We start from the raw sequence: 20,367 nt of genomic DNA, 5'->3' as shown, positions 1-20,367 counted from the left end.
GATAAAGCAGTCACGACGGAAACAGCAAAACCCGGCCGCGCATGTTGCTGCACGGTCGTATCAGCTTCCTCGGCGGCGACGTAACGTCGGCTGTTAGCTCAAGGCAACACGCCTCGATCGAGCCAAACCTATGAAAATCAGCGGCAATTCCCAGATGCTGGCCAACGCATAAGTTCCATAATCTATCTTATGCAACTTTTGTATGCGCACGCTTCGTCCACGCGCGGCCCCGGATAGCCTGCGAGATTCAGCCGAATGGAGTCTGTTGCGGCCGAGACGAAACGAGGAAATGGCGGCTGCCCTACAGCGCGAGCTTTCTTCGTCGCCCTCGAGCCTGTCGTGCACCGACGACAAAGCCCTTTTGCGCGCACAGACGCACAGCGCCCGCAAGCGCTGCATCCGCTTCCTCCGGGAGGCCGGCGATGTGGAGAACCTCTCCAAGACCGTCGAGGACGAACGACTGGAGGAACAGAAAGTCCGTCGGCTCCGCGATTGCGACAGCCTCCCGGGCCATACGGAGAGCTCCCTCCACATCGCCCTCACGGACCGAGATCTTTGACCGAACGCATCGCAGCAGGCCTTGCGAGTACGTGTCGTCACTGCCGGCGATCCCCTCGCCCAACCGAACGAACGCCTCGGCCTCCTCGTACCGGCCTTGGACATAGATGGCCTGGGCGAGGATGCCGGCAATCGTAGGCAACCATGCGAACTCGCCCGTGCGTTGAAGGGTCCTTACGCCCCAGCGAAGCTCCCGCTCGGCGGCTGCCGCGTCGCCCGCCCAGAGCTCGGCCAGGGCGCTCATCTCAGTAAGAGGTCCCGCGCTCCACACGGTCAGTGCGACTTCCTCGACCATTGACCTCGCCTGCGCTATCAACTGCCGCGCCTCATCGAATCGGCCGCGCATCGCCTCGAGATTCCCCCAGCTGAAGAGCGCCGCCGACATCGCCTTGCGATCACCCTGCGCCCTGGCGAGCACGTCCTTACACCGGCCGATCGCCGCCTTGACCGGCATACGGCCCGCCCACACGACAAGCGGCACCCATGAGAGCGACTCGAGCCATTCTCTGTCGTTGCCGGCTGCAAACGCATGCGCCGCCGCGCTCTCCCACGCCTCTTCAGAGGCGCCGAAATTGCATTTCGTCAGATGAAACAGGCCAAGCAAGGACCAACCCTTGGCCAAGCCGTGCTCGTCGTTCTCCTGCTCGAACATCGACATGGCCTGCCGTGCCTCTCGGTACGCCTCGTCCGCCCACCCCTCGGGCTCTGACAGAAAGCGCACCCACAGATCGAGAATGAGCGCATGCGCTTGCAGTCGACGATCGGCGGAGGCGGTCGCAGCCTCACGCATCTGGGCGATGGCGCCACGCGTGCGCTCGAGGTCGCCGGTCTCCAGCAGTGCAAATGCGAGCTCCGGCAAGAGTGCGAGTCGCCCAGGATCGTCGCGAGGGCCGAGCGAGATGGCGCGCGACAGCATGTTGACCGCAGCGGGCATGTCGCCCCGCGCAAAGGCGCGCTGCCCGGCAGAAGCCAGCGGCACGCTCGCACGTCGTGCCAGAGACTCGACGCGCTCGTTCGATAGACCGAGCTCCGCGAGAGATCTGTAGGCCCGCTCGAGGTGGTAGCCGACGATCTCTTCGTACTCTCGGGCCCGCTCGCGCATCCTTGCCTCTAGCCACGAAGCGAAACGCTCATGCATGTGGGCTCGTACGCCCTTCGGAATGCCATTGTAGGCCGCGTCCCCGACAAGACTGTGAGTGAAGCGAAAGGCATCTTCCTCCTCCAGATCCGAGCGATCCGGGTGGATCAGCTGCTTTCTCGCCAGAGACTGAAGCTGGCCGCCGACGCGAGGCCGCTGCTCTTCTGGCGACATCTCCTCGACGGCCCCCCACCAGAAGATGCGCCCGATCACGGATGCTCGTTCGATCACAGAGCGCTCCTCGGCGCCGAGCCGGTCCAGGCGCGCGTTGATAAGGGCGTTGATCGTCGGTGGAATCGTCAGCCTCGATAGGTGGTCAGCCGCCGTCCACGTTCCGTCGACGGCAATAAGCAAGCCGTCGTCGATCAGCATCCGCAGCGTCTCCTCCACGAAGAGAGGGTTTCCCTCAGCGGCATCGGCGATCCGCGCGCGGGCATCGTTCGCGAGCTCCGCTCCTCCGAGCAAGTTCCGGATCAAGCTGTCTGTATGAGCATCACTCAGCGAGCGCAGGGTGATGAGAGACGCGTTCGCCTTTGAGGTCATCCAGCCGGCGCGGACCTCGAGCAGTTCAGGGCGAGCGAGGCAGAGGAAGAACGCCGGTACGCCGCCCAACGAATCGGCGAGATATTCGAGGAGATCGAGGAACGTCGGCTCGGCCCAGTGAATGTCGTCAAACACAACGACCAATGGCCGATGCGTCGCCAGCTTGCCGAACAGCTTGCGCACCGCCCAGAACGTCTCTTGAACACCAGGCGTCGCGCGGGTGAGGCCCATGAGTGCCGACAGGCGTTCGACGACCAGCGCGGCATCGGGGCCTTCCAGCAGCTTGCCGATCTTTGCGCGAGCATCGTCGGGCGAGTGACTATCCGTGATGCCAGCCGCGGCCTTTAGCACCTCGATGATGGGCCAAAAGGTAATCCCCTCGCCGTATGGCAGGCATCGCCCCCCCACGACCATCGTTGTCCTTTCGAGTCGGGGAAGAAATTCACGCGTCAGCCGGGACTTGCCGATTCCCGCCGGGCCCATCACCGTTACGACTTCGCATAATCGAGATTTGACCGTCCTTTCGAACATCTCGCCGATTGCGGCGACTTCTTTGTCGCGACCGATAAGAGGGGATTCGAGACCACGGGCAGCGAGGGCCGCGGGTGCGACATCCACGAGGTTCCAGGCGGCCACGGGCTCTGACTTCCCCTTCACGCGAAGCGGCTCGATCGGCGATGTCATCGCGACATCGCGGACCAGCCGATACGTCGCGTCTCCGATCAGGACCTGCCCTGGCCCGGCAGCTTGTTCGAGCCGAGCAGCAATGTTGACCGCGTCTCCGACCGCGAAAGTTTCGCCCTGGCTGGGATCCCCGGCGATCACCTCACCCGTGGTCATACCTATGCGGATCACGATCCTGATTCCCCAACGCGCCTCGAACTCATCGTTCAGCCGGTGAAGCGCACGAAGCATTGCAACTGCGGCTCGAACCGCACGCACCGCGTCGTCCTCATGCAGAAGTGGGATGCCGAACACCGCCATGATCGCATCCCCGATGAACTTCTCGGTTGTCCCTCCGTGACCACGAATTACCGCGCCCATCTCCCGAAAGTACTGGGTCATGAGATTGCGAAGCGACTCGGGATCGAGCTCGTCTCCCAACGCCGTCGAGTCGACAATATCAGCGAAGAGGACCGTGACCACCTTGCGCGTATCGGCGGCACCGGAAGCTCGTTGGGTTAGCGGCGATTCACAGGACGCACAGAACTGCAATTCGGCTGCATTGGCAGATCCGCATGTCGAACAGATCAAGCTCCCAAGAGCATATCTCATTAGCCTATGGACTGTACGGCCAGGCCTTACGGAGGGCAAGTCCGCTCTCTTGACAGACCCGTCTTAGTCTAGGATATTTTAGGATGGTCTAAGATAACTGGAGGGTGGGGCGATGGCAGCAGAATTGCCACCACACGTCAAAAAGTATCTCGACGACATGGAGGTCTCGGCGGATGCCCTTCCACAGGACGCCTGGGAGACGTTTGCCAGCCTTTCGGGGGGCGAGATACTCCTCCTAAGGAAGCTGCGGAAGGACCTGGAGAAAGCAGATGTCGACGTCGTCATCAAGGTTCATTAGCCGCGCTTCTTAACCACCGGGATGCTTCTTAACCACCGGGATGCCGGCATGAGCGGGATCGAGATTGGGGCCGCTACTACGCCGAGCATTCGCCTCCGGCGGAAGATCGATCTTGCGGTTCAACCGTACGCACAGTCATGCCGCACCCTTGTGACGCACCCGAGGCTTGCTGACTTTTGGCCACAGTTCCTGCTCACTCAGCACCAAATCATCCGCGCAACGGTGCCCTTGACCGAAGCAGCAGCGGAGCGGGCGGACAAAATGGCGGCTGCTGACCCTGCCGCATCCGGCCTGGCCAGATATCTGGAGGAGCACGTCAAGGAGGAGTTGGGGCATGATGACTTGCTGCTCGATGACCTTGAACTGCTGGGTGTGAAGCGGGCGACGGCGCTGAGCCGCATACCATCTCCCACGGTCGCGAGCCTGGTGGGAGCGCAGTACTACTGGATCCATCACCATCACCCTATCGCGTTCCTTGGTTTCGTCGCGTTGATGGAGGGACACCCGCCGACACCCAAGCTGATCCAGACGCTGATCTCCGCGACGGGGTTTCCGCATGCGGCTTTCCAGACACTCACCGAGCACGGTGAGCTTGATCCCGGACACCGCGATCGGCTCTACCGCACGATCGACGCCCTGCCCCTGACGGCCGAGCACGAAACCCTCATGGGTATCTCCGCCATGCATAGCGCCACGCTTCTCCCACCCACGATCGAGGAGATCCTCGAACAGGGGTAGCGAGGCGGCAATTTGGAAATCAAAATGGCCTCCGGCAACGCGAACGATGGAAATGATCTGCCGCGGCTTGCACGGATTGACCCACGCCTATTCGATCTTCTTTTCAGCGGCTGCAAGGTCGAACGCTACGCGGCAGGCCAGCATCTCTTCGTTCAGGAAGATCCATCCGATCGCATTTACGGGGTGATGAGCGGGACGGTGGAGATATCGATCTATTCGCAGGGCGGCCAGAGGCTGGTGGCCAATATCGAGCTTGCGCACAGCCTGGTCGGAGAGGTTGGCGCGCTCGACGGGCGCCCGCGCACCGCAACCGCCATCTGTCTGACCGCTTGCGATCTAGCCTCGCTCAGCCGGACGCAACTCTTCGATCGCATTGAAAAAAACCCATCTCTGGCACGGGCCATGATTGAGCTGTTGTGCACACGGCTGCGTTGGATCAGCAGCGAACTTGGGGATCACGCTTTCTTCGGCATCGAGGCGAGGCTGGCAAAGCGACTGGTCTTCTTGGCTGGCGTAATGGCGGATGGGTCAGGCTGGATACCGATTTCCCAGTCTGAATTGGCGGAATTCCTGGGCGCCACGCGAGAGTCCGTCAACAAGACGCTTAACAGTTGGCGCAACCGCTCGATCATCGCAATCAAGCGTGGTGGCCTGCGAATAACCAACGTCGGCGCCCTTCGTCATCTGGCCGAGTCACAGAACGACAACTGATGTTCGCCACTTCGCAAGGGCGGAATGAGAGCCGCCAAATCGGATCCTGACAGTCCGTAGGAATGTCACTCCCCGCTCGAGGCGGGAGAGCGGTAGCTCTAGCCACCGCTCTCCACTTGTATCTCAGTTGCGGCAATTGGGGCTGACAGGGTCATACTGGTGCGGGCTAACCCCCATGCAATTGGAGTTCGAAACGCCACCAGCCAACCCGATCGATCCTGTCTGGAACCCATACACCGCTTCTCCTGAAGCCAATGGATGTTGGCCCTTGACCTGTCCCGGGCCCTCGAAGTCACCATTGTCGGCACGAAGGCTGTGCACGAATGTCGAGTCGATCGCGAACGCGGGCGCGGCAAGCATGAGCAATGCTGATGCAACTGTAATGATCTTATACATTTTGATCTCCTTTGTTTGGTTCCACCACAAATTACGACTAGAACGAAAAGTTACCTATCTGCGAAGACCGTCCTGCTCGTTTGATCTTATATTTCTGCTGCAAGATCTTTTCGCAAGGGCGGGTAACTTTCTGTTCTGACATATCCTGTACGCCGCGCACGAATTTGTATGTGAAGGAGTTCACAAGAGGCTGCCAGTATGACGTAGGTCGTTTTTCGGGGCAGTAGTCTGCCCGCCTGTCGAGAAGCGTCTGGAACAGATCCAGCGCGAGATCGACGGCACGACAATCGACTAAATCGCAAAAAACTCAGGGGATGATCGAAGGCGCCGTGCTAGGCGACCTGCTTTGCGGCAGTCGGTGTTACGCGGTAACTTCCCCGGTCCGTGCCATCAAGGACCACCAAGAAAATGTCGCCATCATTCCTCGCCCTTCCCGATCGCCTCGCGGATGGCCGTACGCCTCGTGCGGTGATCTTCGGCGCCGGGCACGGCAGCACCTATCCCGGCAAGGACAGCAGTGGCCATGCGTTGGCGGCCGACGCCATCCGTGCGGCCAGCCAGGATGACGCCCCGCTTGTCGGGCACTGGGATTTCGATCTTGGCGGCCCGTTGTTCGACGGCAAGCCGGTCTGCTGCATCGATGCCGGCGACATCTCGACAATCCTGCACGACAATGCCGAAAACAGGGCCCGGATCGAGGCGAGGACGCGCGAGGTCCTGGCCTTGCCGGCCGTTCCGATCCTGCTCGGCGGTGACGATTTCGTCGTCATTCCGTTCCTTGCCGGCTTTGCCGATCACGGACCGATCTGGATCCTGCAGATCGATGCCCATATCGACTGGCGCGACGAGGTGCATGGAGAACGCCACGGCTATTCCAGCCCGATGCGAAGGGCAAGCGAGATGCCGCATGTCGCGGGCATGGTGCAGGTTGGCCTGCGCAGCGTCGGCAGTGCGCGCCTTGCTGAAGTCGAAGCGGCGCAGCACTACGGCAGCCGTTTCGTGACCGCGCGCGAGGTTCATGCACAAGGCGTGGAGGCGGCGCTCAGGCATATTCCGGAAGGCGCACGGGTGGTCGTCACCTTCGACTGCGACAGCCTTGATCCCGGCATCATGCCGGGCGTGGCGGCGCGTACGCCCGGCGGCCTCACCTACACGCAGGCGATCGACCTGATCGCGGGCCTTGGCAAGAGGACCAGGATCGCGGGATTCGACCTTGTCGAGCTCTATCCGCCGGCCGACATTGACGGCCTGTCGGCCCAGACCGCCGCGCGCCTTCTGGTCAACGTGATCGGCACCATCGCCCGGCAGGTTTGAAACCCATCGCAAAACTTTCCCGTCAGGTGGCGCCAACCGCTGAAATGCGCCGATGCACGCCGTCCAGGCTTTCCGCCAGCGCATCGAAGACGTTGCGGGCCGTGAGTTCCTTCAGGACCTGCTCGTTGATGCCGCCACGGGTCGCATAGTCCTGCGCCAGATGCGTGAAGTCCGCCTCAGGCGCCGTCTCCGGAGCGTGCCCGAGCGCCGTGAAGAGCGCGGCGATATAGTCACGCCCCTTGGTGTCCGGCACATCATGCGCTTTCAGCCAGCGATGGATCGTATCGAGGTACTTGAAATAGGTGGCATAGGTCGCGGTCACGACGCTCAACGCGTCGAACTCGCTGGAACTCTCGACCTCGATCACCTTCCCCAGTCCGCCGAACAACGCGGTCACGTCCGGATCAGGCGGATAAATGATCGTCGCCCCCAGCCGCCGGGCGATCATCGGCATGGGCAGCGCTTTGGTCACGCGGCTCGCCGGTGCGGTCAGGCCGGCTATCTCCTCGTGCGACAACGTGGCGATCAGGGTGATGAGGTGATGGTCGCGCCGAAATTTCAATTCAGGCAGCACCTGATGGGCATCTTGCGGCCGGACAGCCAGCATGACGCTATCGCAGTCGTCGAGCACCTCCTGATTGTCGGCGGCAACGCGTGTATTCGGATAGCGGGAAGCGAGCTTCGCCGCGATCTCTTCGTTGCGCGGCGACAACACCACCGACACCGGATCGCCATCGAGGGATTTGAGCCCGATGACAATGGCTGAAGTCAGCGCACCTGTGCCGATGAAGCCGAGTTTCATTGGGTGCTCCCAGGCGTTGATTCTGCGGTTGGCCGTCGGTCGGTCACCGCCGGCCCGGCTCCAGGCCGATCTGGTAGCTCAGCGAACGCTTCGCCCCCGGTTCGATCAGCATCACGCCGGGCTTGTCAGTGAATTCGCCATCGAAATCGGTCGGGCTCGCTATGCCATGCCAGGGTTCGATGCACAGGAAGGGCGCGCCGCCGGGCTTGGACCAGATGCCGAGATCCTCGACTCCCTGCCATGACATTTCGATCGCCGGACCGCGCTCGGCCGCATAGCGCACGCTGGTGCTCGCTGGCCGGTCCAGGATGACGGCGTCGTCATCGAACAGCCGTTCGGACAGCGCAAGCGTCCTGCCATCGATGGGCGTCGGCCGCGGTTCCGAGAGCAGCAGGCCGTCTTTCAGGCGACGAACCGGCGCCGGCTCGTCGTCGGAAAAGGTCAGCCGATAGGCCTCCTTGGGCAATTCCGGCAGCAACGGCCAGTTGAATGCAGGATGCGCGCCGATCGAAGCCGGTAACGGCTCGTCACCGGTGTTGGTGATCTTGAAGGCCACACTAAGCTGCTGGCGATCCAGCGTGTAGGTCACTGCAAGGCGAAAGGCGAAGGGGTAGTGCGCGCGGGTGTCAGCGTCGTCGGTAAGCACCAGCGTGCAGGAGTGGGGTCCCCTCTCCTCCCAGGTGAACGGTTTGTCGCGGGCGAAGCCGTGCTGCGTCATCGGATAGGCCTGGCCGCGATGGCGCAGCCGATCGCCCGTCAGCCGGCCGACTATGGGGAACAGCACCGGCGAATGGCGCCGCCACTCCGGCCCGGCTTGCCACAGAAACTCAAATCCCCGCCCATCCTGCAGCGAAAGCAGTTCGGCGCCTTGCTCTGCAATAACGGCCGAGATGCCGTCGCCATGAAGCGTTTGGCTGTCCTGTGCCACATGTCCTCGCGCGTCGGTGTTGAAGGCCGCTGCGGCGGCAGACTAACAAAAGCTCCTGGGGACTCAAGGCATAGACGGGTCTTGCAGGAACGAATTGTGGCCGGAGGATTTCTCCTCCGGCCACCTCTCCGCATCAAGGGCGAGAACCCCGCCCTTGCCCACAGCGGACAGTCGTTACTCCCGCTCGCCCGTGAAGTTCAGCAGCAATTGGAAGATGTTGATGAAGTTCAGGTAGAGCGAGAAAGCACCGAAAACAGCCAGCTTCTGGCGCGATTCCGCGTCGAAATTCTCGGCATATTGTTCCTTGATCGTCTGCGTGTCCCAGGCGGTTAGCCCGATGAAGACGGCGATACCGATCACCGAAATGGCGAACTGCAGCGCGGTCGAGCCGAGGAAGATGTTGACGATGCTGGCGATCACCACGCCGATCAGGCCCATGATCAGGAAAGACGAGAACTGGGTCAGGTCGCGCCTGGTCGTATAGCCGTAGAGACTGGTGGCGCCGAACATGGTGGCGGCGATGAAGAAGGTGCGCGCGATGCTGGTGCCGGTGAAGACCAGGAACACGGAGGCGAGCGACAGGCCCATCACCGCGCAGAAGGCCCAGAACATTGCCTGAGCGCTGGCCGCCGACATGGTCTGCATCTTGAACGAAAACAGCATGACGAAGGCGAGCGGCGCCAGCATCACCACCCATTTCAGCGGGCTGGAGAAGATCGGCACGTAGAGCGCCGGCGTCGACGACACCAGGAAGGCGACCAGGCCGGTGACCACCAGGCCGAGGCCCATATAGTTGTAGACGCGCAGCATGTGCTGACGCAGGCCCTCGTCAAAGACGGCTCCGGCCTGGGCGCCGGTGCCGACGCGATATCCCAGATTGGGCGTGTTCATTTGCAGTCTCCTTTGTGGATCGGTCAGTAAAGCGTGGGTCGATCAGTAAAGCGTTTTGGCGAGCGTCTCGGCGGCGCGGTCGAGGTCATGAACCCCGCTTCTCGCGACCACCGCATAGGCGACCTCGCCGATCTGGAAATAGGCCGAGGAAATGTCGCCCGACGGCGCGACGGTCGGCTTGACCACGTCGAAGGTTCCCGGCCGGATCGCAAACAGCGACACCAGGCCCATATCCTTGGTGTCGACAGCCACCTCGACGCTCGGGCCGAAGCGCGACGGATAGATCTGCACGTCGCGCACCTTCCAGTCCTTTGGCAGCGACGGCATGACGATCGCGGTCGCAGCACGGATCTCGCCGGCACTGTAATTGGGCGCTTCCGGCTGCGAGGGCATGGTCTCGCGCACCAGCGTCGTCCTGTGTGCCCGCACGGCCTCGTCGACATAGGCGGGCGGCTGCGGCGACGCGACGACCTTGGTCACCGACATCGGCCCGATGATGCCGTTTGCCAGCCAGCCGGCGGCAACGAAGGCAGCAACCGCAGCGGCGCGCTGCAGCACGCCGAAGATGCGGCCACGGACAAGCCCCCTCTCCAGCCGCCGCGCCGCGTCAGCGGTCGCCGGCCGGGCCATGCCCTTGGAGCCGGCAAGCGCCACGCGCAGCTCATCGCGGGTCCGCAGATCCGACATGACGCGCGCGGCGGCCTCCGGGCGAGTCGACAGGAAGGCTTCGACCTCGATGCGGCGGGTGACATCCAGCTGGTCGTCGACATAAGCGTCGAGGTCGGCGTCGGTCACCGGGTCGACAAGAGCGCTCATGGCTCACCTCCCACGATCTTGAGATGATTTTTTCCGCGCACCGGGGCGGCGTCTTCCATCTGGCGAAGGGCGGCGCGCGCCCTGCCGATGCGCGACATCAGCGTGCCCAGCGGCACGCCGGTGGCACTGGCCGCCTGCTGGTAGGAAAGCCCTTCGATGGCGACCAGATGCAGCGCCGAGCGCTGCTCTTCCGGCAGGTTGAAAAAGGCGTCCCGCACCTGCGCCAGGCGCACCGAATGTTCCTGCGGCGCCGGCGTGGCGGCATCGGCGAGGTATCCAGCCTGTTCGATGCGCACGGCTTCCGAGCGGCGCGAACGCATGCGGTCGATGAACGCGTTGTGGACGATGGACAGCAGCCAGGCCCGCAGGTTTCCGCCGGAGCGGAAGGTGCCGCGCCGCTCATAGGCGCGCACCAGCGCGTCATGCACGAGATCCTCGGCATCCGCGCTGTCGCGCGTCAGCGACTGCGCATAGCGCCGCAGCGATCCGAGCTGTCCTATGATGTCAAAGCGTGGCATCGACCGTTTCATGCCCTGTTTACGGAGCATGTGGGGATTTTAATCCCAGCCGCGCCTTTTTTCTTATGCCCGGTGGTTTCGCCGGGGGATCGCGTTTGCGATCCCCTCGCCCTGCCTGGCTCTCAAGGGCGAAGCGTTGTTGCGGATTTGGGCGCGGCTACACCGCAGGCGCGCAACACCCATCTGCGGCCGTCGCTGCGAAAATCGGTGATGCTCAGCGGCTCGATATCGATCTTCCAACAGGCCGCAAGCGGAGCACCCAGGACATGCACGATCGCGGTGCGGATGACGCTGGCATGGGTCAGCGCGATTGTGTGGCCAGGCTTGGCCATCAACCGGTCCATCAACTCGGAAGCCCGGCGGGCAACGTCAGCCAGCGACTCGCCACCACGCGGCGCTGTGTTGGGGGCTGATAGCCAGGCAGCGATGCCCTCGGGCTGCTCCGCGTGCAGGTCCTCAAAACGCATACCGGCCCAGCTTCCATAGCCCTGATCCGCCAGGAGCGGTTCGACCGATGCGTCCAGCGATAGCGCCTCGGCGGTCTGGCGGGCGCGAAGCGCGGGCGCTGTCCACACGCGGTCGGCGCGGCGCAGCGTCCCGCGCATCGCCTTCGCCAGCGCCAGCGAGCGCGGCTCCAGCGGCTCATCGAGCGGAAACGACCCCTGCCGGGTCGCGGCCGTGGCGCCGTTGCAGATCATCGTCAGCCGTACGAGCATGAGGCAGTCATTCCTTGAGCCGCTTTCGAAGCGACGCATACGCTGCAATTAGAATAGCTGCTATCGTTTCGAAAGGCCGCGCCCCTGGGTGCCGCCCTCCGTTTTGCGCAATTAAACCGCTGGCGAAGTGCGCTCTATTTGCGTATCACTCCGCCGCGCCAACGGAACCATAGCGATGTTCGAAGAACTGCAGCCAGCTCCCGCCGACAAGATCCTGGCCCTGATCGGCCTCTATCGCGCCGATCCGCGACCCAACAAAGTCGACCTCGGGGTCGGCGTCTACAAGGATCGCGACGGCAAGACGCCGGTGATGCGCGCCGTTCGTGAGGCTGAAAAGCGGCTGCTGAACAGCCAGGACACCAAGACCTATCTCGGGCTCGCCGGCGACACCGGGTTCAACGCGGTGATGGCCAAGCTCGCCTTCGGGCCGGGCGCGGACATGACGCGCATCCGGGCGGCACAGGCGCCTGGCGGCTCCGGTGCGCTTCGCCTGGTGGCGGAGCTGCTCAAGCGGACCCGTTCGGACGCCACGATCTGGCTGTCGGACCCGACCTGGCCGAACCATATGCCGGTGATGCGCGCCGCCGGCCTGCAGATCCGCGAATACCCCTATTTCGATGCGACCTCTGGTGCTGTTCGTTTCGACGACATGCTGGCGGCGTTGCTGACGGCCAAGAACGGCGACGTGGTGCTGCTGCATGGCTGCTGCCACAACCCGACTGGCGCCAACCTCGACGCGGCGCAGTGGCAGGCCGTCACCGATCTGGTCGTCGAACGCGGCCTGCTGCCATTCGTCGACATCGCCTACCAGGGCTTTGGCGACGGCCTCGAGGCCGACGCTCTTGGCCTGCGCCTGTTGGCGGCGAAAGTACCGGAGATGGTCGTTGCCTCGAGCTGCTCGAAGAATTTCGCCGTCTACCGCGACCGTGTCGGCGCGGCCATGATCCTGGCCAGGGACAGCGCGCAGGCCGACGTGGCGATGAGCCAGATGCTGTCGGCGGCACGTGCAATGTATTCGATGCCGCCGGACCATGGTGCCGCGGCGGTGCGCATCGTGCTGGAAGACGCAAGCCTGCGCGCCGACTGGGAAGCCGAACTGGAAGAGATGCGCCTACGCATGCTCAGGCTTCGCGTGGCTTTCGCCGAGGCGCTGCGCCGGCAGTCCAACTCCGACCGCTTCGACTTCGTCGCCAGCCATCGCGGCATGTTCTCGCGGCTTGGTCTCACGGAAGCGCAGGTCGAGCGGTTGCGTGCCGAGTACGGCGTCTACATGGTCGGCGATAGCCGCATCAATGTCGCCGGTTTGCCAGAGGACGGCATGGACGACCTCGCCAAGGCGATCATCTCCGTGCTCGACTGAGGCGGCTCAGCTGTGGACAAGGCCCCCTCGCAGGCTGACAGCGTTGGCCGCGCGTCGGGTCGCAGGATAGCATCCGCCGCATGACGCCATCCAAAGACATTTCGCGCCTGATCGAGATCATGGCGGCGCTGCGTGCGCCGAAGACCGGCTGCCCCTGGGACATCGAGCAGGATTTCTCGACCATCGCGCCCTATACGATCGAGGAAGCCTACGAGGTGGCGGACGCCATCGCGCGCGGTGACCTCGGTGATCTGCGCGATGAACTCGGCGACCTCCTGCTGCAGGTCGTCTACCACGCGCAAATGGCCGAGGAAGCGGGTGAATTCGCCTTCCCGGATGTCGTCCAGGCCATCACCACCAAGATGATCCGGCGCCACCCGCATGTCTTCGGCGACGAGGAAGCCCGCGGCGCCGGCATGGCCAAGGGCATGTGGGAGAAGATCAAGGCGCAGGAGAAGGCGGAGAAGCGGCAAGCGCGTGTCGCGCGCGGCCTCGACCCCGAAGACAATGGCAAGGGATTTCTGGACAGTGTTCCGGTCGCCCTGCCCGCTTTGACACGGGCGCTGAAACTTCAGGAGAAGGCTGCCCGCGTCGGCTTCGACTGGAGCGAGGCAGCCCCCATCCTCGACAAGATCGAGGAGGAGATCGGCGAATTGCGCGAGGCTCTGGCGAAGGGCGAGACGGCCTCGATCAAGGACGAGTTCGGCGACATGCTGTTCGCCGTCGTCAATCTCGGCCGTCATCTCAAGCTCGATTCGGAAGCCGCGTTGAGCGGCACCAACGAAAAATTCCGGTCACGCTTCCACTATGTCGAGCAGGCCCTGGAGAAGTCCGGCAACACGCTGGAGAAGGCCACCCTGGACGAGATGGAAGCGCTCTGGCAGGAAGCGAAGAGCGCGACGTAGGGCCCTATAGGCCGGCAATCAGGACGGAAAAGCGTTATACACTTTTCCTGCAATTTCTCCGTCCTAGCCGTTGTTTTTACGGCGCAATCGGCTTTCAATCTCTTCGCGGGCGCTTTGCGTGGCCTTGAGCGAGATGGTGGCGCTGCCGTCTTCATTGTCGGTGCGCGAAACGATATCGCCATTGCGATACAGCCAATCGACAAGGCCGAACTGCGCCGGCTCGATCGTCACCGTAAGGTCTTCGAGCTCGCCAGCCATGCGCGTTTCGATAACCGCCTTCAGCGCATCGATGCCCTCGCCGGTCACCGCCGATATGGCGATCGGCGGACCCTTGCTACCGTCGGAGGCATCGGCGAGCAGCCGGCTCCTGTTGCCTTCGTCCAACAGGTCGACCTTGTTCCAGACTTCGATCACACGCTTGGTGTCACTGGCGTCGACACCGAGGTCGGCCAGGATGCGCTCGACATCCTCGGCCTGTGCAGCCGTGTCGGGATCGGAAATGTCGCGCAGATGGATGACGAGATCGGCTTCGACCACCTCTTCCAGCGTCGCGCGAAAAGCCGCGATCAAATGCGTCGGCAGGTCGGAGATGAAACCGACCGTGTCCGACAGGATGATCGGCGTGCCATGCGGCAGGCGCACGCGACGCAGCGTCGGGTCGAGCGTGGCGAACAGCATGTCCTGCGCCAACACGTCCGCGCCGGTCAGCCGGTTGAACAGGGTCGACTTGCCGGCATTGGTGTAGCCGACGATCGCCACCACCGGGAACGGCACCTTCTTGCGCTTGGCGCGGTGCAGGTCGCGGGTGCGACGCACCGTTTCCAGCTCGTGCTTCAGCTTGATGATCTTTTCCTGCAACTGCCGCCGGTCGGATTCGATCTGGGTTTCGCCGGGGCCGCCGAGGAAGCCGGCGCCACCGCGCTGGCGTTCAAGGTGGGTCCAGCTGCGAACCAGGCGGCCCTTCTGGTAGTTGAGATGGGCAAGCTCGACCTGCAGCGTGCCTTCCTTGGTGCGGGCGCGCTCGCCAAAGATTTCTAGGATCAGCCCGGTTCGGTCCAGAACCTTGGCATGCAGTTCCTTCTCGAGATTGCGTTGCTGCACCGGGGTCAGCGGATGGTCGACGATGACCAGCTCGGCGTCGTTTTCCTTGACGATCTCGGCGAACTCTTCAACCTTGCCGCTGCCGAGCAAGGTCGCTGGACGCGGATCGTTGACCGTCACGACAGCCGTATGGACAGGGTCGAGATTGATGGCGCGCGCAAGGCCGACCGCCTCGTCATGGCGAGCGTCGGCCGAGCGCGTCAACCGAGGGCGGTTGGTGTCGTCGTCGCCGCGCGGCTGGCGGGTAAGCACGGGCACAATGACGACAGCCCGGGTCGGCCCCTTGGCTTCCGTCCCGGGATGATGCGCTGGTTTTCCGCGAACCGTGCCGTCCGCGTCCTTCTCACGTGCCAATCAGGCGCCCTGGCTTTCCTCGCCATCGAACATCTGAACCGGCTGGCTCGGCATGATCGTGGAAATGGCGTGCTTGTAGACGAGCTGAGAGTGACCGTCGCGGCGCAGCAGCACACAGAAATTGTCGAACGAAGTAACCACACCGGTCAGCTTCACGCCGTTGATGAGGAAGATGGTGAGCGGGTTCTTGCTCTTGCGAACTGAATTCAGGAACAGGTCCTGAAGGTTTTGCGATCGTTCCGCCATTGTTCTTGTCTTTCGCCGATCCCCTTCGGTTTGCAAGCCAATGCGCCAAATTGTCGGGCACATGTCAAGCGCGCAAACACCGTCTTGTCGTCAGTAACGACAAGCAGAACGAGATATATTGATGTTCATTCCACCTGTGCGGTTATCAGGCTGGACTTTTTTCCGCAATGTCAAAAAAGGCCTGCCGTAACGAAAGTGTCACTGAGCCGGGGTGCCCATTGGCCACAGGATCGCCGTCAATGGCCACGACCGGCATGGCAATCGTCGTAGCCGAACTGATGAACGCCTCGCGCGCCGCCTTGGCCTCGGCGACGGAAAAACCGCGCTCTTCGATCTTCAGGCCGAGCTTTGCCGCAACTTCGAACATGGTCGTGCGGGTGATGCCGCGCAGGATGCCGTGATCCGCTGGCCTCGTAACCAGGACGCCGTCCTTGGTGACGATCCAGGCGTTCGACGAGCCGCCTTCCTTGACGTTGCCGTCGGTGTCGACGAACCATGCCTCCTGAGCACCGGCCTCCTTGGCTTTTTGCTTGGCCAATACATTGGGCAGCAGTCCGACGGTCTTGATATCGACCCGGTCCCAGCGGTTTTCTGGCACGGTGATGACCGCGATACCGGTCTCTGCTCGCTTTGCTCCAGCCGCCGGATCGGCCTTTCTGGCAGTGACCACCAAAGACGGCTTGGTGTCCGCCGACGGGAAAACAAACTCGCGGCTGGCGACACCGCGCGTTACCTGCACATAGACCAGCCCATTGACGACATGGTTGCGGTTGACCACTTCGCGCAGGATCAGCGGCAGCACGTTACGCGCCACCGGCCACGCGATCGACAATTCGGTCAGCGAGCGGTTGAGCCGGGCAAGATGGCGCGGCATGTCGACGATGAAGCCGCGTGCCACCTCGCAGACCTCATAGACGCCATCGGCGAACTGATAGCCGCGATCCTCGATATGCACGGAAGCGTCCGCGTGGGCGACGTAGCGCCCGTTGACATAGGCAATGCGCGGCATTGGCGACCCCTGGAAAATTCTCGGGCTTTCTTATGCGATTCCGCCGCCGCCGTAACCGGCAAATGCTTGGACCACGCGCGGTTCAGCACAGCTCCCGCGCGTCAGACGCCCAGCGACTTCAGTTTGCGGTGCAGAGCCGAGCGCTCCATCCCGATGAACTCGGCGGTCTTGGAGATGTTGCCGCCAAAGCGGTTGATCTGGGCGATCAGATAGTCCTTCTCGAACTGTTCACGCGCTTCGCGCAGCGGCAGCGCCATGATGTGCTGGTCGGACTGATTCGGCGTTCGCGGCATGACATCGCCAATCTCGGATGGCAGAAGGTCCGCGGTGATCGGCGCATCGACGTCGTCGCCGCGCGCCAGGATCATCAGGCGTTCGACATTGTTGCGCAGCTGGCGCACGTTGCCCGGCCAATTGTGCGCCTGCAGCACGGCAAGCGCATCGTCGCCGATACGGCGCGGCTTGATGCCGGCCTGGCGGGCGATCTGCTTCATGAAATTGTCGACGAGATAGGGAATATCCTCGCGCCGCTCGGCCAGCCCCGGCACCATCACCGGAACCACCGCCAGGCGATGGTAGAGATCCTCGCGGAAACGCCCGTCGGCAATCATGGCTTCCAGGTTCTGCGAGGTCGAGGAGATGATGCGGACATCGACCTTGACCCGCTTGGTGCCCCCTACACGCTCGAACTGCTGCTCGACCAGCACGCGCAGGATCTTGTTCTGCGTCTCGCGCGGCATGTCGGCCACTTCGTCGATGTAGAGGATGCCGCGATGGGCCTCCTCCAGCGCGCCGACCTTGCGCTCGACACCGTTCGATTCGGTGCCGAACAGTTCGATCTCCATGCGCTCGGGCGTGATGTTGGCAGCGCTCAGCGTCACGAACGGCGCGCCCTTGCGGGCCGACAGCGTATGAATGGCGCGCGCCGCCAGTTCCTTGCCTGATCCGGACGGGCCGATGATCATGACACGGCTGTTGGTCGGTGCGACGCGCTCGATGGTCTGGCGCAGCTGGCTCATGGCCGACGACATGCCGATCAGGTCGAAGGTCTCGCCGCTGCGCTGCTTGAGGTCGGAAACCTCGCGTCGCAACTTCGAGGTTTCCAGCGCACGCTCGGCGATGAGTATCAGCCTGTCGGCCTTGAACGGCTTCTCGATGAAGTCATAGGCGCCACGGCGGATGGCCGAGACCGCCGTTTCGATGTTGCCGTGGCCGGAGATCATCACCACGGGCAAAGTGGGATGCATGGTCTTGATCTCGTCGAGTAGCGCCAGGCCGTCCAAGCGAGAGCCCTGCAGCCAGATGTCGAGGAAAATCAACCTCGGCGCCCGGTCGGCAATGGCCGCCAACGCGCTGTCGGCGTCAAATGCCGTACGGGTTTCGTGACCTTCGTCGCTCAGTATGCCTGCGACGAGCTCGCGGATGTCTTCCTCGTCATCGACGATGAGAATATCAGACGCCATTATCGACCTTTTCAGTTTCTCTCTCGTGTTCCGACTTGCCTTCGCGCAACGGCGTGACGGCCGCGGGCGGCAGTATGATGCTGATCATCGCCCCGCGGCCGCCATGGAAATCCGCAGGCGCATCATGAAGTTCCAGCCTGCCGCCATGGTCCTCCACGATCTTCTTGACGATAGCGAGACCAAGGCCGGTGCCCTTCTCGCGCGTGGTCATATAGGGCTCGAGCAACCGTTGGCGATTCTCCCGCGGCAGGCCTTTGCCATTGTCGATGACGTCGATTCGAATCGCGCCATTCTGACGACCGGCTTGAATCCGGATTATGCCGTGCGAACCGTCCTTTTGTTCCAGTCCGTCGATCGCCTCGGCGGCGTTCTTGATCACATTGCCGAAAGCTTGCGCCAAAAGGCGGCTGTCGAACGTGCCCTTGAGCGGTTCGTTACCGAAAATCCGCTCGAAGGTGATGTCGGCGCGGCTGACCTCGACCAGGAAGGACGCCTCACGCAGCGATTCGCGCAGATCGATGGCCTTCATCTCGGGCTTGGGCATGCGCGCGAAGGCAGAGAATTCGTCGACCATGCGGCCGATGTCCTCGACCTGCCGGATGATGGTGTCGGTGCATTGGTCGAAAACCTCACGGTCCTCGGTGATGACCTTGCCATAGCGGCGCTTGATGCGCTCGGCCGAAAGCTGGATCGGCGTCAGCGGGTTCTTGATCTCGTGGGCGATGCGGCGCGCCACATCGGCCCAGGCGGAAGAACGCTGCGCCTGGACCAGATCGGTGATGTCGTCGACGGTCACGACGTAGGATTTCTCCTCCGAGCCGTCATCGCCCGCCTCGACGGTGATCTGCACGTTGAATGTGCGCTCCGTGCCGGCGCGGAAAAACGTCACCTGCTCTCGGTAGACGGGCTTGCCCGACTGGCGGCCGATCTCGAAGACACGGCCAACATGCGGCAGAATGGCGGAAAGGTTCTGCCCGAGTGCAGCACTGGCGGAGATGGCCAGCATCGATTCGGCCGAACGGTTGACGATGGTGACGATGCCGTAGGGATCGACGCCGATGACACCGGCGGTAACACCGGCAAGCACGGCTTCGGAAAAGCGCCGCCGTTCGTCGATCAGGTCCTTTGCCGACAGGATCTCGTTGCGTTGCGATTTCAGCTCCAGCAGCATCTTGTTGAAGGTGTCACCCAGCGAGGCGACGTCGCCGTCGGAAGGCCTGACCGGAACCGCGACGTCTAGATTGCCTGTCGCCACCTCGTCGGCAGCGCCAATGAGCTGGCGAATCGGCCGCACGAGACGGTCGGCGACCGCGATGCCGGTCCAGATCGCCGACAGGATGATGATCAGGGTCAGCGACAGATAGGGCAGTGCGAAGGCCACTTGCGAGGTGCGCCTGTTGTCTTCGAGATTGCGATACTCGTCGGTGTTGGATCTGACGATCTGCCTCGCCTTGATCACCTCGGGATCGACAAGGCGGATGGTGTAGAGGTAGAGGCCCTCGATCTCGCGCAGCTTGACGATGGCGCCCATGATGTTGCGGGTGCGCGGCTCTATCAGCACCGGTTTGCCATCGGTGGCGCTGCTGACTGCGCCTTCCGGCGGTTCCGGCATGGCGAAATCGGCATCGGTCTGCGCGCTCATGACGAACGAACCGTCGGGCTTGATCAGCGCCGCATGGGCCAGCGACCGGCCCACCGCCTCCTTGTTCAAGAGGTCGAGAAAGCCTGTGCGATCAAGGCCGTAGAGTGTTCGCGACGCGTCGAGATCATAGGCCATCGACAGCGTCGTGCCCTGCAAGTTGCGGGCATTTTCCTGGACATAGGCATCGGCGATCGACAGCGAGGAATTGACGATCGTCTTGGTGCGGATCTCGAACCAGCGATCAAGGCCGATATCGAGCGTGATCGAGGCGATGATGGCCACCATGATGGCGGGAATGGCGGCAACCAGCGCGAACATGGCGACGATACGCACATGCAGGCGCGAAGCCGCCTTGCCGTGCCGGCGCGCCATGACGATGCGATGCACTTCGCGCCCGACCAGCGCCATCAGGAACAGCACGAAAGCGGCGTTGAGCGCGATCAGCGCCCAGGTCGTCCTGGCGTCAGGCGCGATCGGCGTCGCGCCGACCAGGATGGTGAACGAAATGGCCGCCATGACCAGCGCGCCGACAACCGCCACCACGCCGGGCAATGCCAGCAAGCGGCGACCGTCGCGCGCGCCGGGTTCGCTGAATAGCGGTTGGTTGAGTACAGGTGCCTGCGGAGCCATGTCGCCGTCTGGGAG

19 protein-coding genes are annotated in these 20,367 nt (G+C 63.0%); 6 read left to right on the top strand and 13 right to left on the bottom strand.

The genetic code is table 11. The features are described 5' to 3' along the window. Positions 1–301 precede the first annotated feature (301 nt). Positions 302–3,385 (bottom strand): ATP-binding protein, encoded by a 3,084-nt coding sequence (locus ACLGL5_RS23420; protein ID WP_210184883.1) that lies wholly within the window; start codon positions 3,383–3,385, stop codon positions 302–304. A gap of 241 nt (positions 3,386–3,626) precedes the next feature. Between ACLGL5_RS23420 and ACLGL5_RS23415 the strand changes: the two genes are divergently transcribed. Genes ACLGL5_RS23415 through ACLGL5_RS23405 form a run of 3 tightly spaced genes read left to right on the top strand, consistent with a single transcriptional unit; the run spans position 3,627 to position 5,261 of the window. Next, positions 3,627–3,812 carry a hypothetical protein gene (locus ACLGL5_RS23415; RefSeq protein ID WP_069092134.1) on the top strand — a complete coding sequence of 62 codons (186 nt, stop codon included), beginning with the start codon at positions 3,627–3,629 and terminating at the stop codon, positions 3,810–3,812. Positions 3,813–3,860: 48 nt separating this feature from the next. Continuing rightward, positions 3,861–4,550 carry an iron-containing redox enzyme family protein gene (locus ACLGL5_RS23410; protein WP_245307141.1) on the top strand — a complete coding sequence of 230 codons (690 nt, stop codon included), beginning with the start codon at positions 3,861–3,863 and terminating at the stop codon, positions 4,548–4,550. A 24-nt stretch (positions 4,551–4,574) separates the two neighbouring features. Then, the gene (locus ACLGL5_RS23405) at positions 4,575–5,261 is read left to right on the top strand and encodes a Crp/Fnr family transcriptional regulator (RefSeq protein ID WP_019858048.1); all 687 of its coding nucleotides are present in this window, start codon (positions 4,575–4,577) and stop codon (positions 5,259–5,261) included. Between the two features lie 123 nt (positions 5,262–5,384). Here the strand turns inward: ACLGL5_RS23405 and ACLGL5_RS23400 are convergent, their stop codons facing one another. Next, positions 5,385–5,657 carry a hypothetical protein gene (locus tag ACLGL5_RS23400; RefSeq protein WP_019858047.1) on the bottom strand — a complete coding sequence of 91 codons (273 nt, stop codon included), beginning with the start codon at positions 5,655–5,657 and terminating at the stop codon, positions 5,385–5,387. A 408-nt stretch (positions 5,658–6,065) separates the two neighbouring features. Between ACLGL5_RS23400 and ACLGL5_RS23395 the strand changes: the two genes are divergently transcribed. Continuing rightward, positions 6,066–6,971, top strand: a complete 906-nt coding sequence (locus ACLGL5_RS23395; RefSeq protein WP_494372770.1) for an agmatinase — start codon at positions 6,066–6,068, stop codon at positions 6,969–6,971. 22 nt (positions 6,972–6,993) lie between these two features. Here ACLGL5_RS23395 and ACLGL5_RS23390 read toward each other — a convergent pair whose 3' ends face one another. The 6 genes from ACLGL5_RS23390 to ACLGL5_RS23365 form a co-directional block, all read right to left on the bottom strand. Then, on the bottom strand, positions 6,994–7,773 hold the full coding sequence (locus tag ACLGL5_RS23390) for a pyrroline-5-carboxylate reductase (RefSeq protein WP_069092132.1): 780 nt from the start codon (positions 7,771–7,773) through the stop codon (positions 6,994–6,996). 43 nt (positions 7,774–7,816) lie between these two features. Then, positions 7,817–8,701 (bottom strand): aldose 1-epimerase family protein, encoded by an 885-nt coding sequence (locus ACLGL5_RS23385; RefSeq protein ID WP_069092131.1) that lies wholly within the window; start codon positions 8,699–8,701, stop codon positions 7,817–7,819. A gap of 174 nt (positions 8,702–8,875) precedes the next feature. Next, positions 8,876–9,592 carry a Bax inhibitor-1/YccA family protein gene (locus ACLGL5_RS23380; RefSeq protein ID WP_038646719.1) on the bottom strand — a complete coding sequence of 239 codons (717 nt, stop codon included), beginning with the start codon at positions 9,590–9,592 and terminating at the stop codon, positions 8,876–8,878. Positions 9,593–9,634: 42 nt separating this feature from the next. Then, on the bottom strand, positions 9,635–10,408 hold the full coding sequence (locus tag ACLGL5_RS23375) for an anti-sigma factor family protein (RefSeq protein WP_019858042.1): 774 nt from the start codon (positions 10,406–10,408) through the stop codon (positions 9,635–9,637). Further along, positions 10,405–10,938, bottom strand: a complete 534-nt coding sequence (locus ACLGL5_RS23370) for a sigma-70 family RNA polymerase sigma factor (RefSeq protein ID WP_038646716.1) — start codon at positions 10,936–10,938, stop codon at positions 10,405–10,407. The genes ACLGL5_RS23375 and ACLGL5_RS23370 overlap by 4 nt, the downstream gene beginning before the upstream one ends. A 110-nt stretch (positions 10,939–11,048) precedes the next feature. After that, a complete protein-coding gene (locus tag ACLGL5_RS23365) occupies positions 11,049–11,642 on the bottom strand; it encodes a histidine phosphatase family protein (protein WP_069093412.1) in 594 nt (197 codons plus the stop codon). 175 nt (positions 11,643–11,817) lie between these two features. Here ACLGL5_RS23365 and ACLGL5_RS23360 point away from each other — a divergent pair, with 175 nt between their 5' ends. Beyond that, entirely contained in the window at positions 11,818–13,002 is a 1,185-nt protein-coding gene (locus ACLGL5_RS23360; protein WP_019858039.1) for an amino acid aminotransferase, read from the top strand. 80 nt (positions 13,003–13,082) lie between these two features. Beyond that, positions 13,083–13,907: a nucleoside triphosphate pyrophosphohydrolase gene (gene mazG, locus ACLGL5_RS23355; RefSeq protein WP_019858038.1), complete on the top strand. Its 825-nt coding sequence runs from the start codon at positions 13,083–13,085 to the stop codon at positions 13,905–13,907. Between the two features lie 63 nt (positions 13,908–13,970). On the opposite strand, the gene hflX is transcribed toward mazG, so the two are convergent. The 5 genes from hflX to ACLGL5_RS23330 all read right to left on the bottom strand — a co-directional run bounded on the left by hflX (position 13,971) and on the right by ACLGL5_RS23330 (position 20,352). Continuing rightward, positions 13,971–15,362, bottom strand: coding sequence for a GTPase HflX (gene hflX / locus ACLGL5_RS23350; RefSeq protein WP_019858037.1), 1,392 nt, complete (start codon positions 15,360–15,362; stop codon positions 13,971–13,973). After that, positions 15,363–15,608 (bottom strand): RNA chaperone Hfq, encoded by a 246-nt coding sequence (gene hfq, locus ACLGL5_RS23345; RefSeq protein ID WP_006202172.1) that lies wholly within the window; start codon positions 15,606–15,608, stop codon positions 15,363–15,365. Between the two features lie 145 nt (positions 15,609–15,753). Continuing rightward, entirely contained in the window at positions 15,754–16,617 is an 864-nt protein-coding gene (locus ACLGL5_RS23340) for a D-amino-acid transaminase (RefSeq protein ID WP_019858036.1), read from the bottom strand. Positions 16,618–16,718: 101 nt separating this feature from the next. Continuing rightward, a complete protein-coding gene (gene ntrX / locus ACLGL5_RS23335) occupies positions 16,719–18,080 on the bottom strand; it encodes a nitrogen assimilation response regulator NtrX (RefSeq protein WP_010909346.1) in 1,362 nt (453 codons plus the stop codon). Then, on the bottom strand, positions 18,070–20,352 hold the full coding sequence (locus tag ACLGL5_RS23330; protein WP_019858035.1) for a sensor histidine kinase NtrY-like: 2,283 nt from the start codon (positions 20,350–20,352) through the stop codon (positions 18,070–18,072). The genes ntrX and ACLGL5_RS23330 overlap by 11 nt, the downstream gene beginning before the upstream one ends. Positions 20,353–20,367 lie beyond the last annotated feature (15 nt).

Source organism: Mesorhizobium sp. U510, assembly GCF_059180695.1.
The sequence above is the reverse complement of the archived record's forward strand: the minus strand, read 5'-3'. Positions and strand labels throughout refer to the sequence as shown.